The organism is Amnibacterium sp. (assembly GCF_036559085.1).
GTDB lineage: Bacteria > Actinomycetota > Actinomycetes > Actinomycetales > Microbacteriaceae > Amnibacterium.
The window spans coordinates 71,787-84,047 of sequence record NZ_DATBTU010000023.1 but is presented as its reverse complement, the minus strand read 5'-3'; the positions used below and the strand labels follow the sequence as shown (position 1 = coordinate 84,047).

16 protein-coding genes are annotated in these 12,261 nt (G+C 73.3%); 10 read left to right on the top strand and 6 right to left on the bottom strand.

The genetic code is table 11. The annotated features are described in order from the left end of the window. Positions 1–22 precede the first annotated feature (22 nt). Positions 23–250, top strand: coding sequence for a hypothetical protein (locus VIG76_RS04200; RefSeq protein WP_331951358.1), 228 nt, complete (start codon positions 23–25; stop codon positions 248–250). 19 nt (positions 251–269) lie between these two features. Here the strand turns inward: VIG76_RS04200 and VIG76_RS04195 are convergent, their stop codons facing one another. Continuing rightward, positions 270–1,055, bottom strand: a complete 786-nt coding sequence (locus VIG76_RS04195) for a siderophore-interacting protein (protein ID WP_331951356.1) — start codon at positions 1,053–1,055, stop codon at positions 270–272. Between the two features lie 23 nt (positions 1,056–1,078). Then, the gene (locus VIG76_RS04190) at positions 1,079–1,483 is read right to left on the bottom strand and encodes a hypothetical protein (RefSeq protein WP_331951354.1); all 405 of its coding nucleotides are present in this window, start codon (positions 1,481–1,483) and stop codon (positions 1,079–1,081) included. 126 nt (positions 1,484–1,609) lie between these two features. Between VIG76_RS04190 and VIG76_RS04185 the strand changes: the two genes are divergently transcribed. From VIG76_RS04185 to VIG76_RS04150, 8 genes are all read left to right on the top strand, one after another. Next, the gene (locus VIG76_RS04185) at positions 1,610–2,674 is read left to right on the top strand and encodes an LLM class flavin-dependent oxidoreductase (RefSeq protein WP_331951352.1); all 1,065 of its coding nucleotides are present in this window, start codon (positions 1,610–1,612) and stop codon (positions 2,672–2,674) included. 495 nt (positions 2,675–3,169) lie between these two features. After that, on the top strand, positions 3,170–4,291 hold the full coding sequence (locus tag VIG76_RS04180) for an LLM class flavin-dependent oxidoreductase (RefSeq protein ID WP_331951540.1): 1,122 nt from the start codon (positions 3,170–3,172) through the stop codon (positions 4,289–4,291). Between the two features lie 56 nt (positions 4,292–4,347). After that, entirely contained in the window at positions 4,348–4,965 is a 618-nt protein-coding gene (locus tag VIG76_RS04175; protein WP_331951350.1) for a CE1759 family FMN reductase, read from the top strand. 100 nt (positions 4,966–5,065) lie between these two features. Next, complete coding sequence (locus VIG76_RS04170) at positions 5,066–5,377, top strand: hypothetical protein (protein WP_331951348.1); 312 nt, start codon at positions 5,066–5,068, stop codon at positions 5,375–5,377. A 54-nt stretch (positions 5,378–5,431) separates the two neighbouring features. Then, a complete protein-coding gene (locus VIG76_RS04165) occupies positions 5,432–6,268 on the top strand; it encodes a hypothetical protein (RefSeq protein ID WP_331951346.1) in 837 nt (278 codons plus the stop codon). 26 nt (positions 6,269–6,294) lie between these two features. Beyond that, positions 6,295–7,092, top strand: coding sequence for a ferritin family protein (locus tag VIG76_RS04160; RefSeq protein ID WP_331951344.1), 798 nt, complete (start codon positions 6,295–6,297; stop codon positions 7,090–7,092). A 52-nt stretch (positions 7,093–7,144) separates the two neighbouring features. Beyond that, positions 7,145–7,369, top strand: coding sequence for a hypothetical protein (locus VIG76_RS04155; RefSeq protein WP_331951342.1), 225 nt, complete (start codon positions 7,145–7,147; stop codon positions 7,367–7,369). Then, positions 7,366–7,683 carry a GNAT family N-acetyltransferase gene (locus VIG76_RS04150; protein WP_331951340.1) on the top strand — a complete coding sequence of 106 codons (318 nt, stop codon included), beginning with the start codon at positions 7,366–7,368 and terminating at the stop codon, positions 7,681–7,683. The genes VIG76_RS04155 and VIG76_RS04150 overlap by 4 nt, the downstream gene beginning before the upstream one ends. On the opposite strand, the gene VIG76_RS04145 is transcribed toward VIG76_RS04150, so the two are convergent. From VIG76_RS04145 to VIG76_RS04135, 3 genes are all read right to left on the bottom strand, one after another. Then, positions 7,665–8,051 carry a DUF779 domain-containing protein gene (locus VIG76_RS04145; protein WP_331951538.1) on the bottom strand — a complete coding sequence of 129 codons (387 nt, stop codon included), beginning with the start codon at positions 8,049–8,051 and terminating at the stop codon, positions 7,665–7,667. The two genes, VIG76_RS04150 and VIG76_RS04145, sit on opposite strands and share 19 nt — an antisense overlap. Positions 8,052–8,172: 121 nt before the next feature. Continuing rightward, a complete protein-coding gene (exaC, locus tag VIG76_RS04140) occupies positions 8,173–9,657 on the bottom strand; it encodes an acetaldehyde dehydrogenase ExaC (RefSeq protein ID WP_331951536.1) in 1,485 nt (494 codons plus the stop codon). A 159-nt stretch (positions 9,658–9,816) separates the two neighbouring features. After that, on the bottom strand, positions 9,817–11,052 hold the full coding sequence (locus tag VIG76_RS04135) for a sigma-54-dependent transcriptional regulator family protein (protein WP_331951338.1): 1,236 nt from the start codon (positions 11,050–11,052) through the stop codon (positions 9,817–9,819). A gap of 109 nt (positions 11,053–11,161) precedes the next feature. Between VIG76_RS04135 and VIG76_RS04130 the strand changes: the two genes are divergently transcribed. Further along, on the top strand, positions 11,162–11,401 hold the full coding sequence (locus VIG76_RS04130; protein WP_331951336.1) for a glutaredoxin family protein: 240 nt from the start codon (positions 11,162–11,164) through the stop codon (positions 11,399–11,401). A 137-nt stretch (positions 11,402–11,538) separates the two neighbouring features. Here VIG76_RS04130 and VIG76_RS04125 read toward each other — a convergent pair whose 3' ends face one another. After that, positions 11,539–12,249, bottom strand: a complete 711-nt coding sequence (locus VIG76_RS04125) for an HpcH/HpaI aldolase family protein (protein WP_331951334.1) — start codon at positions 12,247–12,249, stop codon at positions 11,539–11,541. Positions 12,250–12,261 lie beyond the last annotated feature (12 nt).

Genomic DNA, 12,261 nt, shown 5'->3' with positions numbered 1-12,261 from the left:
CGCGTTCCGGCCCTGGGCCGGGGTGACCCCGGCCCGGCGCCTGCTGTTCTGGCTGCGGATCTCCTTCGTCGGCGACGCGGTGCTCGCCGCGATCGGCGGCCTGCTGGTCGCGCAGGGCGAGGCCGTCGGCATCGCGCTGCTCGTCTTCACCGCCCTGCGGGCCGGGATCGGCGTCGTCGCACTCGTGCTCGCCGCGCGGGCGCTCGAGCGGCACGACCCGCACGACGACCGGCCGTCCGTGCTCGGCTGAGGGAGCCTCGGCCCGGCGGTCAGTCCGGGTCGGCGGGATCGAGCGGCGCGTGGTGGTCGAGCCCCTCCACCCCCTGCTTCCAGTAGCCGTGCAGCGACAGGTTCTCCTTCGGGATGCCCGCTTCCTGCTTCAGCCAGCGGCGCACGGGGATGAGGGCGCCGGCCTCGCCGGCGGCGAAGACGAAGGTGTCGGCGGTGACGTCCTGGCTGCGCACGACGTCGAGGAGGTCGAACTCGCCCGTCAGGGCCGGCTGCGGGGTGGCGGTCAGGGCCTCGACGTCGTCGAGGTAGCCGACGAGGCCGGCGTCCGAGCCGAACAGCACCGCGTGCACGGGCGTCACGCCGGCGAACGCGCGGATCCAGCGGCGCAGGGCCGGCATGCCGGACGGATCCGCGATCAGCAGCACGTTGCCGAAACCCGAGGGCGCGAGCCGCGAGCCCCGCGGCCCCGCGATCTCCAGGGCGTCGCCGCGCCCGGCGCGCGACGCCCACGCGGTCGCGGGTCCCGCATCCCCGTGGACGACCACGTCGATGTCGAGCTCCGGGCCCGACGAGGCGCCGATCGGCCGGAACTCGGCCGGGGTGTAGTCACGGGCGACGAAGCCGTCGGGACCGGGGAAGAAGGCCTTCACGTGGTCGGCGGGGCCGAGGCTCGCGAACCCGTCGAGGTCGCCGCCGAAGGTGAAGCGCACCAGGGTGTCGGTGAGTCCCGTGCGCTCGAGCACCGTCAGGTGCCGCCGCCTCGCCCCCTCGTGCCGGATCGATTCGCGCGCGCGGGCGGTGGCCGAGTGGGGGAAGGTGCTCACCTCCCCATTCTGGCGGAGGCCGATCAGCGGCCGGCGGTCGCCGAGTCGAAGACCGCCTCCGCCCCGTGGTCGGAGAGCGTGACGACCGCGCGGCTGCCGTCGAGGCTCCGCTCGTAGGCGAGGCCGACGCCGGCGGGGATCGTGGTGAGGTGCTGCCCGCTGTCGTCGACCACGGCGCCGCCGACCGCGAGCAGGTCGCCCGGCCAGGTGCCAGTGGCGGCGTGCTGCGTCGTCAGAGCCGTCGAGACGGCGGTGAGGGCCGTGCGCACCGCGGCGGTGCCGGCCTCGTGGGCGGCGTGCACGGACGAGAGCACCAGCGCGACCGGCACGGCGACGACGACCGTGCCGACGGCGAGCCGGGCCAAGGCGCTCGCCATCCGCCGGTCCGACCGGGTGAGATCGACCGCCGGATCGGAGGTGTGTGGCATGAGGTCCTCGTGGTGCATGCCGGCAGGCCTGACGGCCCCTCCGTTCTACCGAGGCCCGGTGGAGGATGACGAGCCCCAGAACGCGGGCGCTGGAATCCGGGGGCGGCCGCGGGTGTTGCCTCCTCCATGGCTCCGCTCTCGCTCTCCGTGCTCGATCTCGTCCCCGTCCGCACAGGGCAGCGGTCCGCGGATGCCGTCGCGGCGACCGTCGCGCTCGCGCAGCGTGCGGACGAGCTGGGCCTCACGCGCTACTGGCTCGCGGAGCACCACAACATGCCGTCGGTCGCCTCGACGAACCCGCCCGTGCTCCTCGGCGTGCTCGCCGGGCGCACCGAGCGCATCCGGCTCGGCTCCGGCGGTGTGATGCTGCCGAACCACGCCCCGTTCGTCATCGCCGAGCAGTTCGCCGTGCTCGAGGCGGCGGCGCCCGGCCGCATCGACCTCGGGATCGGGCGGGCGCCGGGCAGCGACCCCGTCATCTCGGCGCTGCTGCGCTCGACCGGGCACACGAGCGACGTCGACGCCTTCCCGAACCACGTGCAGGACATCGAGGCCCTGCTCGGCGAGGACGGCGCCGGCCTGCGACTCGCCACGGGGGAGCAGTACGTGGTGCGGGCGACGCCGGCAGCGGCCGGACGGCCGACGCTCTGGCTGCTGGGCTCGAGCGACTACTCGGCCGAGCTCGCCGCCCGGCTCGGCCTGCCGTACGTCTTCGCGCATCACTTCTCCGGCGAGGGCACCGCCCGCGCCCTCGACCTCTACCGGACGCAGTTCCAGCCGAGCGAGCTGCTCGACGCGCCCCGGACGTTCCTCACCGCGAACGTCGTCGCCGCCGACACCGCGGAGGAGGCGGCGCAGCTCGCCCTCCCGCAGCTGCAGCACATGGCGCGGCTCCGCACCGGCACGCCGCTGACGGCGCTCGACACCGTCGAGGACGCCCTCGAGGCGTCCATGACCGAGCCGCAGCAGGACCTCATCGGCGCGATGCGCGGCCGCTGGTTCATCGGCGAGGCGGATGACGTCGCCGAGCGCCTCGCCGCCTTCGCGGAGCGGTTGGAGGTCGACGAGGTCATGGTGAGCCCGGGCGCCGGCGCCCGCCGCACCGACCCGATCGACCGCGTGCCCGCCCGCGAGCGGACCCTCGACCTGCTCGCCGCCCGCATCCCGCAGGGCGTCCCGGCCGCCGTCTGACGCGACGCGAATCGGGAGTGCTGTCCGCACGGACAACTGCTGCCGCTGATTCGCCGACAGTTGTCCGTGCGGACAGCAGACACGAGGCGCTGCGCGGTGCTCGCTCCCCGCGCGGGCTTCGCGTCGCAGTTCCGGTCGCATGCGCGCCGCCGTTCCATCCCGAACTGCGCCGCGAATCCGAAGGAGGACCTTCGTGGCGCACTTCCGGTCGTTCTGGCCCCGCCGTTGCGTCCCGAACTGCGACACGACGTCCAGAAGGGCGAGCAGCGTGGCCTGACACCCAGCGGTACGGGCCCCCGAGGGGTACTGCTGTCCGAACGGACAACTGCTGCCGCTGAATCGCCGACAGTTGTCCGGGCGGACAGCAGACACGAGTCGACCGAGCGCCGGTGCTGCGCGCCGCGCTCCCGCGAGTCCTGGAATACGGCTGCGGCGGCTATCGTTGACACGTCATACAACGAAAGCGGGAACGGAGCGGGTATGACCGGCCAGCAGATGCAGTTCGGGATCTTCAGCGTCGGAGACCTCACCGAGGATCCGACCACCCGGCGCACGCCCACCGAGGCCGAGCGGATCAAGGCCATCCTCACGATCGCGCAGCACGCGGAGGAGGTCGGGCTCGACGTCTTCGCGATGGGCGAGCACCACAACCCGCCGTTCGTGCCCTCGTCGCCGACCACGATCCTCGCCCACGTCGCCGCGCGCACCGAGCGGCTTCTCCTCTCGACGGCGACCACGCTGATCACGACGAACGACCCCGTGCGCATCGCCGAGGAGTACGCGATGCTCCAGCACGTCGCGGACGGCCGCGTCGACCTCACGCTCGGCCGCGGCAACACCGGCCCGGTCTATCCCTGGTTCGGGCAGGACATCCGGCAGGGCATCCCGCTCGCCGTCGAGCACTACGCGCTGCTGCACAAGCTCTGGCGTGAGGACGTCGTGAACTGGGAGGGCCGCTTCCGCACGCCCCTGCGGGGCTTCACCTCGACGCCGCGGCCGCTCGACGGCGTGCCGCCGTTCGTGTGGCACGGCTCCATCCGCAGCCCCGAGATCGCCGAGCAGGCCGCCTACTACGGCGACGGCTTCTTCGCGAACAACATCTTCTGGCCGGCCGAGCACTCCCAGCGGCTGATCGGCTACTACCGGCAGCGCTTCGAGCACTACGGCCACGGCAGCGCCCGGCAGGCCATCGTCGGCCTCGGCGGCCAGGCGTTCATCCGGCCGCGGAGCCAGGACGCGATCGACGAGTTCCGCCCGTACTTCGACAACGCCCCGGTCTACGGGCACGGGCCGAGCCTCGAGGACTTCACCGCGCAGACGCCGCTGACCGTCGGCAGCCCGCAGCAGGTCATCGACCGGTACGCCGGGATGCGGGACCTCTTCGGCGACCACCAGCGCCAGCTCTTCCTCGTCGATCACGCGGGCCTGCCCCTGAAGACGGTGCTCGAGCAGCTCGACATCCTCGGTGGGGAGGTCGTGCCGGCGCTCCGACGCGAGCTCGCCGTCGGGCGGCCGGCCGACGTGCCCGACGCCCCGACCCACGACGCCCGCGTCGCGGCCGCCCGCGAGGCCGCGGCCGCCCGCGAGGCCGCGCCCGTGCTGGAGGCGGCGGTATGACGCGGCACAACGACGAGCGGATGCAGGAGGGCGAACCGATGACGAAGGATGGACGGATGACGGCGACCCGGCGCATCGCGGTGCTCTCAGCGGGGCTCAGCAGCCCCTCCTCGACGCGGCTGCTCGCCGACCGCCTCGCGGCGGCGACGGGTGCGGCCCTCGCAGGCCGGGGGGTCGACGCCGAGATCGAGGTCGTCGAGGTGCGCGACCACGCGCAGGCGGTGGTGTCGGCCACGCTGACGCGGTTCCCGGGACCGGAGCTCGATCGGGCGATCCGCACGGTCACCGGTGCGGATGCGGTCATCGCGGTCAGCCCCACGTTCAACGCCTCCTACAGCGGCCTCTTCAAGTCCTTCCTCGACCTGATCGAGCCGGGCGCGCTCGACGGCGTGCCCGTGCTGATCGGCGCCACCGGGGGCAGCGAGCGCCACTCGCTCGTGCTCGACCACGCGCTGCGGCCCCTCTTCTCCTACCTGCACGCCGTCGTCGTGCCGACCGGCGTCTACGCCGCGTCCGCCGACTGGGGGTCCGGGGACGCGGCGCTGCCCGCGCGCATCGAACGGGCCGGGCAGGAGCTCGCCGAGCTGCTCGCCGCGCGGCCCGCGCGTCCGGCGCTCGACGACGGGTTCGCCGTCGACGCGGACTTCGAGGACCTCCTGCGCTCGCTCGATTGAGCGGCCAGATCCGCCGCGGCCTCGCCGCGGTCCTCACCCCGTCTGCGAGCCCGCCGCTCCATCTGGCGCGGTCGGGCCGCCGCCGGACGGGCTGTTCTTCGTGCTGATCGCCGGCGTCACGGGCCGGCTCACCGCGCCGCCGGGCGCCGCGGGCGCGGGGCTGGATCCGCGGATCGTGCTCGGTGCGGGCCGTGCACCGCGTCCTCGGCACCCTCGTCAGGGCGGTCGCGTTCGGGCCCTCGTGCTCATCACCCCGCTGGCGCTCACGATCGCCGAGGCCGGATCCGGCGCCCCCGTTCTCCTGCTCGTCCAGGACCGCGTGGTCGACACGGTCGTCGGTGCGGCCGTCGCGCTCGGCGTGCTGGTGGCCGACCTGGGCATGGAGCGCCTGCTGCGCCCGCGAACCGCGTGAAATGGGGTAGCGGGCGCACCTGTCAACCCTCTTGACAGACCCTAGGATCCAGGGGTGAGCGCAGCAGGGTTCGACGTGCGCGCCTACTCGCTCGACGCGCAGGGCAGCCTCCGGACGCGCCTGAGCGGCGTGGGCGAGCCCATCGACGACGCCCTGCGCGACCTGCTCCGCTACCTCCGCGAGCGGTTCGGCGGCACGACCACCTGGCTCAGTCTCGTGCTCGTCACCCCGACCCACAAGGACGCGCGCATCACCGCGTTCCTCAGCACGTGGGCCTACGAGCGGCACTGGATGTCGGATGCCCTGCTCGCGCTCGCCGGCGGCGTGCCCGCGGTGCCGGTGCCACGCGGGCGGGTGACGTCCGCGTTCGAGCGACTCGGACCTCTGCGGGAGGCCGTCGTGGCCAACGTGCACGGCCGCGGGCTCAGCGCGGTGCACATGACCGAGCGCGTCGTCGACGGCGCGCTGCTCGACGCGCTGCTGACCCGCGCCGTCGCGCTCGCGCCCGAGGCGGTCGCGCACGACCTCGAGCACCTCCGTGAGGTGCTCGAGCGCCAGCAGGAGTTCTTCCTGGAGACCGCACACGCCCGCCTGGCCGAGTCCGGCCGGGCGCAGCGGCTCACGCGTGCCCGCGTCCTGGCCCGCGCCTGGCCGATCGGCGCGGAGCTCGATCCCGCCGGCACAGCCCGCGCGCTCACGATCCTCACCGAGGGCGACCCCGGCTGGGCCGCACGCCTCGACGCCCGCATCGAGGCGCTGCCGGGGCTCGCCGGCCTCGGCGTCATGCGGCGGACGGCGGCCAATCCCGGCGCTCCGGCGCTCCGAACACCTCTTCGACCCGCGGCGGCGCTCGGCCGGCTCGCGGCTTCCGTCGTGAACAAGAAGGGGTAGGCGCGCCTCGCGCCGCCAGGCACCACATGGCATTCGACATCGACACGTTCGCCTCCGCCAGCGTCAAGGTCGGCTGGGAGGACCTCGACCTGGACGCGTTCCGTCGCGACCCCCTTCCCGAGCGGACGCTCCGCACGCTCCGCTACATGTGCGACGTCGAGTACCACACGGTCTGCTACCTGCGCGACATGCTCGTCACCCCGTCGCACACCGACTCGGACGTCTCCACGTTCATGACGATGTGGAACCGCGAGGAGTACTGGCACGGTGAGGCGCTCGCCGCCGTCCTCGGCGTGCACGGCATCACGGTCGAGTTCGACCAGGTGAAGGCCAGCCGGATGAAGGTGGGGTGGAAGGACCGCCTCGACCCGATCAAGCAGTCGCTGCTCGGCAACATCGTCGGCAAGGACTTCATCGCGGTGCACATGTCGTGGGGCGCCGCGAACGAGCGCAGCGCCGCCGCCGGCTACAAGCGCCTCGTCGCGCTCGAGAACCACCCCGCACTCACCCCGCTGCTGAAGCGGATCGCCGCGCAGGAGAGCCGGCACATCGCCTTCTACGCCACCCAGGCCCGCAAGCGCCTCGAGGCGAGCGCCAAGGCCAGAGCGCTCAACCGCTTCGTGATGTCGCGGTTCTGGGGCCCGGTCGGCTCCGGCGTCATGCCCGAGGAGGAGGTCGACCACGTCATGCGGCACCTCTTCAGCGGCGAGGACGGCAGCCGTGAGGTGCGCAAGCTGGACGAGCAGATCGCCGAGCTGCCGGGGCTCGAGGGTCTCACGATCATGGCGGACGCCTTCCGGCGGAGGGGCCTCGTCGTCCTCTGACCCACCGGACGTCCGCGCGACGATCGTGGGATGCCCGCGGCAGAGTGGGGGCGTGACCGACACGCCCACCGCGCGCCTCGTGCTGCACCCGATCACGCCTGCCGAGGCGGCGCGGATCGTCGCCCACACGCCGGACGCCGGCGACCGCTGGCATCCGGAGTACCCGTTCGAGGACGAGCTCGCGCCGCTGAAGTCCCTGGCCGCCTCGGCCGCGCCCGACCCGGTCTTCACGATGGGTCCCGGGAGCCGGTTCCGGCGCGCTGCGAACGCGGCGTGACGGCCGAGCGACGGGGAGATCAGGTGCGGGAGGCGTCGACCGCACTCGCCGTCGGCGGCATCGGGTTCCATGGACCTCCGGATGCTGACGGCGCCGTCGAGCTGGGCTACGGACTCGTCCCGTCCGCCCGCGGCCACGGCTACGCGACCGAGGCGCTGACCGGCGCGCTCGGGATCGCCGCCGCGCACGGCGCCCGCCTCGTCCACGCGGACACCGATCCCGCGAACACGGCGTCTCAGAACGTGCTCACCAAGGTGGGGTTCACCGAGGTGCGCCGCACCGAGCAGCTCGTGTTCTACGAGCTGACGCTCTGACCGACCCGGGGACCCGCTGCGGCGCCGACCGAGAACCGCGGCTCGATGCCGAGCTCGCCGAGCTCCTCGTCGGAGAGCATCCGGGATCGGATGAGGAAGCGCTTGCCCTCCGGCGCCTCGACCGAGAAGCCGCTCCCGCGCCCGTCGACGACGTCGATGGTGAGATGCGTGTACTTCCAGAGCTCGTACTGGGAGCGCGACATGTAGACGGGGACCGGGTCGATGCCGGCGACGTCGAGCTCGCCGAGGTGCACGTCGGAGGCGCCGGTACGGAACATGCCGACCGGGTAGCACATGGGGCTCGACCCGTCGCAGCAGCCGCCGGACTGGTGGAACATGAGCGGCCCGTGCCGCTCCGCCAGCTTCATGAGCAGGGCGGCGGCGCCCTCGGTCACGTCGGTGCGGTTCGCGGTCACGGGTGAGGCCTCTCGGAAGGGCTCCCGCCGCACGCGCGGCGAGCAGCGTGCGGCGGGAGCGGCGGATGAAGGATCAGAAGAAGCCCATCGGGCCGTCGGCGTACGAGACGAGGAGGTTCTTCGTCTGCTGGTAGTGGTCGAGCATCACCTTGTGGTTCTCGCGGCCGATGCCCGACTGCTTGTACCCGCCGAACGCGGCGTGCGCCGGGTACTGGTGGTACGTGTTCGACCACACGCGGCCGGCTTCGATCGCGCGCCCCGCCCGGTAGAGCTGCGACCCGTTGCGGCTCCACACGCCGGCGCCGAGCCCGTACAGGGTGTCGTTGGCGATGGAGATGGCGTCGTCGAAGCCGTCGAACGAGGTGAGCGCGAGCACGGGCCCGAAGATCTCCTCCTGGAAGATCCGCATCGAGTTGGCGCCCTCGAAGATCGTCGGCTGCACGTAGTAGCCGTCCGCGAGGTCGCCGCCGAGGTCGGCCCGCTCGCCGCCGACCAGCAGCTTCGCGCCCTCCTGCTTGCCGATGTCCATGTAGGACAGGATCTTCTCGAGCTGGTCGTTCGAGGCCTGCGCGCCGATCATCGTGGAGACGTCGAGCGGGTTGCCCTGCTTGATCCGCTTCACGCGCTCGATGCCGTCGCCGACGAAGCCGTCGTAGATCGACCGGGCGACGAGGGCGCGCGACGGGCAGGTGCAGACCTCGCCCTGGTTGAGGGCGAAGAAGCAGAAGCCCTCCTGCGCCTTCTCGTAGTACGAGTCCTTCGCATCCGCGACGTCCTCGAAGAAGATGTTCGGGCTCTTGCCGCCGAGCTCGAGCGTGACGGGGATGAGGTTCTCGCTCGCGTACTGCATGATCAGCCGGCCGGTGGTGGTCTCCCCGGTGAAGGCGATCTTGCGGATGCGCGGGTGCGAGGCGAGCGGGGCGCCGGCCTCGAACCCGAACCCGTTGACGATGTTCAGCACACCCGCGGGGATCAGGTCCTTGATCAGGTCCATCAGCACGTGGATGGAGGCGGGGGTCTGCTCCGCCGGCTTCAGCACGACGCAGTTGCCGGCCGCGAGGGCGGGCGCGAGCTTCCACGTGGCCATGAGGATCGGGAAGTTCCAGGGGATGATCTGGCCGACCACGCCGAGCGGCTCGTGGAAGTGGTACGCGATGGTGTCGTGGTCGATCTCGGACACCCCGCCCTCCTGGGCGCGGATGGCGCCGGCGAAGTAGCGGAAGTGGTCGATCGCGAGCGGCAGGTCCGCGGCGAGGGTCTCGCGCACCGGCTTGCCGTTCTCCCACGTCTCGGCCACGGCCAGCAGCTCGAGGTTCGCCTCCATGCGGTCCGCGATGCGGGTGAGCATCAGGGCGCGCTCGGCGGGGGAGGTGCGGCTCCAGGCGGGGAACGCCTTCCAGCCGGCCTCGACGGCCGCGTCGACGTCGGCGGCGGTGCCGCGGGCCATCTCGCAGAACGGCTTGCCCGTCACCGGGGTGATGTCCTCGAAGTACTCGCCGCTCGCCGGCGGCACGTACCGGCCGCCGATGAAGTGGTCGTACCGGCTGCGGTAGCTCATCACCGCGCCCTCCGACCCCGGGTTCGCGTACACCTGGGGACTCGAGTCGGGCAGTGCAGCGTCCTCGCCGGCGTGGTCGGCGGGAGCGTCCGCGTACATCGTCATCGATGGGATCCCTTCCAGAGCTTCGGGCGCGGGGTCCCGCACCCGAGCCGGACGCTACGCGCGGGAGGGTTGCGGATCGTTGCGCTGCTCGAGGGCCTCCAGGCGGGCCACGACGCCCGCTCGGCGGGGCGACCTGGCGGGCAGGATCTGCAGCGCGGTGAGCAGCACGGCGGGGTCCGCGGTCACCCGATCGGCGTAGGCGAGCAGCAGCTCCACGGACGCGCTCTCGAGGATCGACTCCCGCATCCGGGCCGCGAGCTCCTGCCGGATCTCCTCGATCCCGGGGGCGACGGAGGCGGGCAGCACCTCGCCGGCGAAGGCGTCGAGCGCCGCGCGGTGGGCGCCGCGGTCGAGCAGCCCGACGACCATCCGGGCGTCGAGGTCGACCGGCACGGCGAGGCGGTAGGGCCTGGCGAGCGGGACGAGGGCCGGCGCGACGCCCTCGAGGAGGTGACGGAGCCGCACCATCTCGGCCCGGACCGTGACGACGGCGTCGGGCCGGCCGTGCAGGAGCTCGGCGAGCCGCTCCGCGCTGAGCCCGGTGCGGTGCCAGGCGAGCAGGGTCATCAGCTCGGCGTGCCGGGTGGAGAGCTCGAGCACCGCGTCGCCCGCGGTCAGGGCGGCCGTGTCCCGGCCGAGGACCGCGAGCCGAGCGGCGCGGACCGGCTGCCGCATCCGCCGCCGTGGCTCCGCGCGCCGGGCGAGGAGCAGCTCCCGCTCCATCGCCGCGGCCGTCGCGGCGAGCAGCGGAAGGGTGTGCGGGGCGACCACCTCCGGCCCACCGGTGATGTCGATCACGCCGACGGTCTCGTGCGTGCGGAGGTCGTGCACCGGCATCGCCGTGCAGCTCCAGTCCCGCACGGGCAGGGCGAAGTGCTCGGCGCCGGCGATCTGGATGCCGTGGTCGAGCGCCAGCGCGGTGCCGGGTGCCGAGGTGCCGACGCGGTGCTCCGACCAGTCGGCGCCGGGAACGAAGCGCATCGCCTCCGCCCGGCGGACGAGCGCGGGGTCGCCCTCGACCCAGAGCAGGCGCCCCGCCGCGTCGCCGACCGCGACCACGACGCCGCTGTCCTCGTCCGCGTCCTTGCCGAGCAGCTCACGGAGCACGGGCATCGCGGCGGCGAGCGGATGCCGTGCCCGGTGGTCGCGCACCTCCTCCGCCGTCAGCGGCGTGGGGGCGAGCGTCCGCTCGGGATCGAGCCGGCCGCGCCGCGCGCGGTCCCAGGACTCGACGACGGGCGCGCGAGGCGCGCTCGTCCCCGCGATGGCGAGCCACTCGTCCACGCGCACGCTGCTCCCGATCCTCATCGATCGACTGCCGTCCAGGCCGGATCAGCGTAAGCACCTCGCGCCGCGTCCACGCGCAGGTGCGCAGGAATGGGCACATACCCTTGTCGGCATGGACAACAGGATCACGATGTACGGCGCGGCATGGTGCGGCGACTGCCGCAGGTCGAAGGCCGTGCTCGACGCGAGCGGCATCGACTACGACTACGTCGACGTCGAGGCGTCCAAGGAGGCCGCCGACGCCGCGGTCGCGATCAGCGGCCGCACGAGCATCCCGGTGATCGTGCTGCCCGACGGCTCCCACCTGGTCGAGCCCTCGGATGCGGAGCTGCGCGAGCGCATCGCGGCCTGAACGCCGTACCTCCCGCCGGCTGCGGCGCATCTGCCGGACTGCACGAACGACGGAGCTTCCGCACGGAACGCGCCCGGATCCGCATGACGCGCCCGCGGACGACGGTTTCTCCGTCGTTTGCGCAGGGGGGCGCTGGGTCAGTCCGCGCGGACCGCGAGGTCGCGCTGCAGGTGGCCCGCGGCGAGCAGCCCGGCGTCCGTGGTGACGATCACCCACGAGAAGCCGAGCGAGGCGAGGACGGCCGCCCGGGCCGGCTCCGCGCCGAACGCGCCCGCGATCAGGCCGGCCTTCGCCGCGGCGGCGAGCACCCGGGGGAGCGGGGCATCGGCTCCGCTGTCCGCGAGCAGCGCGTCGACGGTCGTGCCGAGCCGCAGCGAGAGGTCGAACGGGCCGACGAACAGCATGTCGACGCCGGGCACGGCGGCGATCTCCTCGACGGCGGCGAGCGCCTCCGCGGTCTCGATCATCACCGCGACGAACGGCACGCGGTCGGTCCGGGCGGTGTCCGGCAGGAAGCCCCAGCTGCGCGTGCCGCGGGGCGGATGGTGCGCCGCGGCCACCGCGCGGGCGGCATCCTCGGCCGAGTCGACGAGCGGCACGATCACGCCGTCGCCGCCGGCGTCGAGCACCCGGCCGATCAGCCCGGCGTCGTTCGCCCGCACCCGCACCAGCAGCGGCACCGAGCGACCGGTCGTGAGCCCGTAGGCCTCCCGCATCGCCCGGTCGTCGAAGTGCCCGTGCTGCTGGTCGAGCACGGCCCAGTCGAGCCCCGAGCCGGTCAGCGCCGCCGCCGTCCGCGGCTCACCGAGCGTCGCCCACACCCCGTACCGCACGTCCGTCCCGCTCACTCGACCATCCTG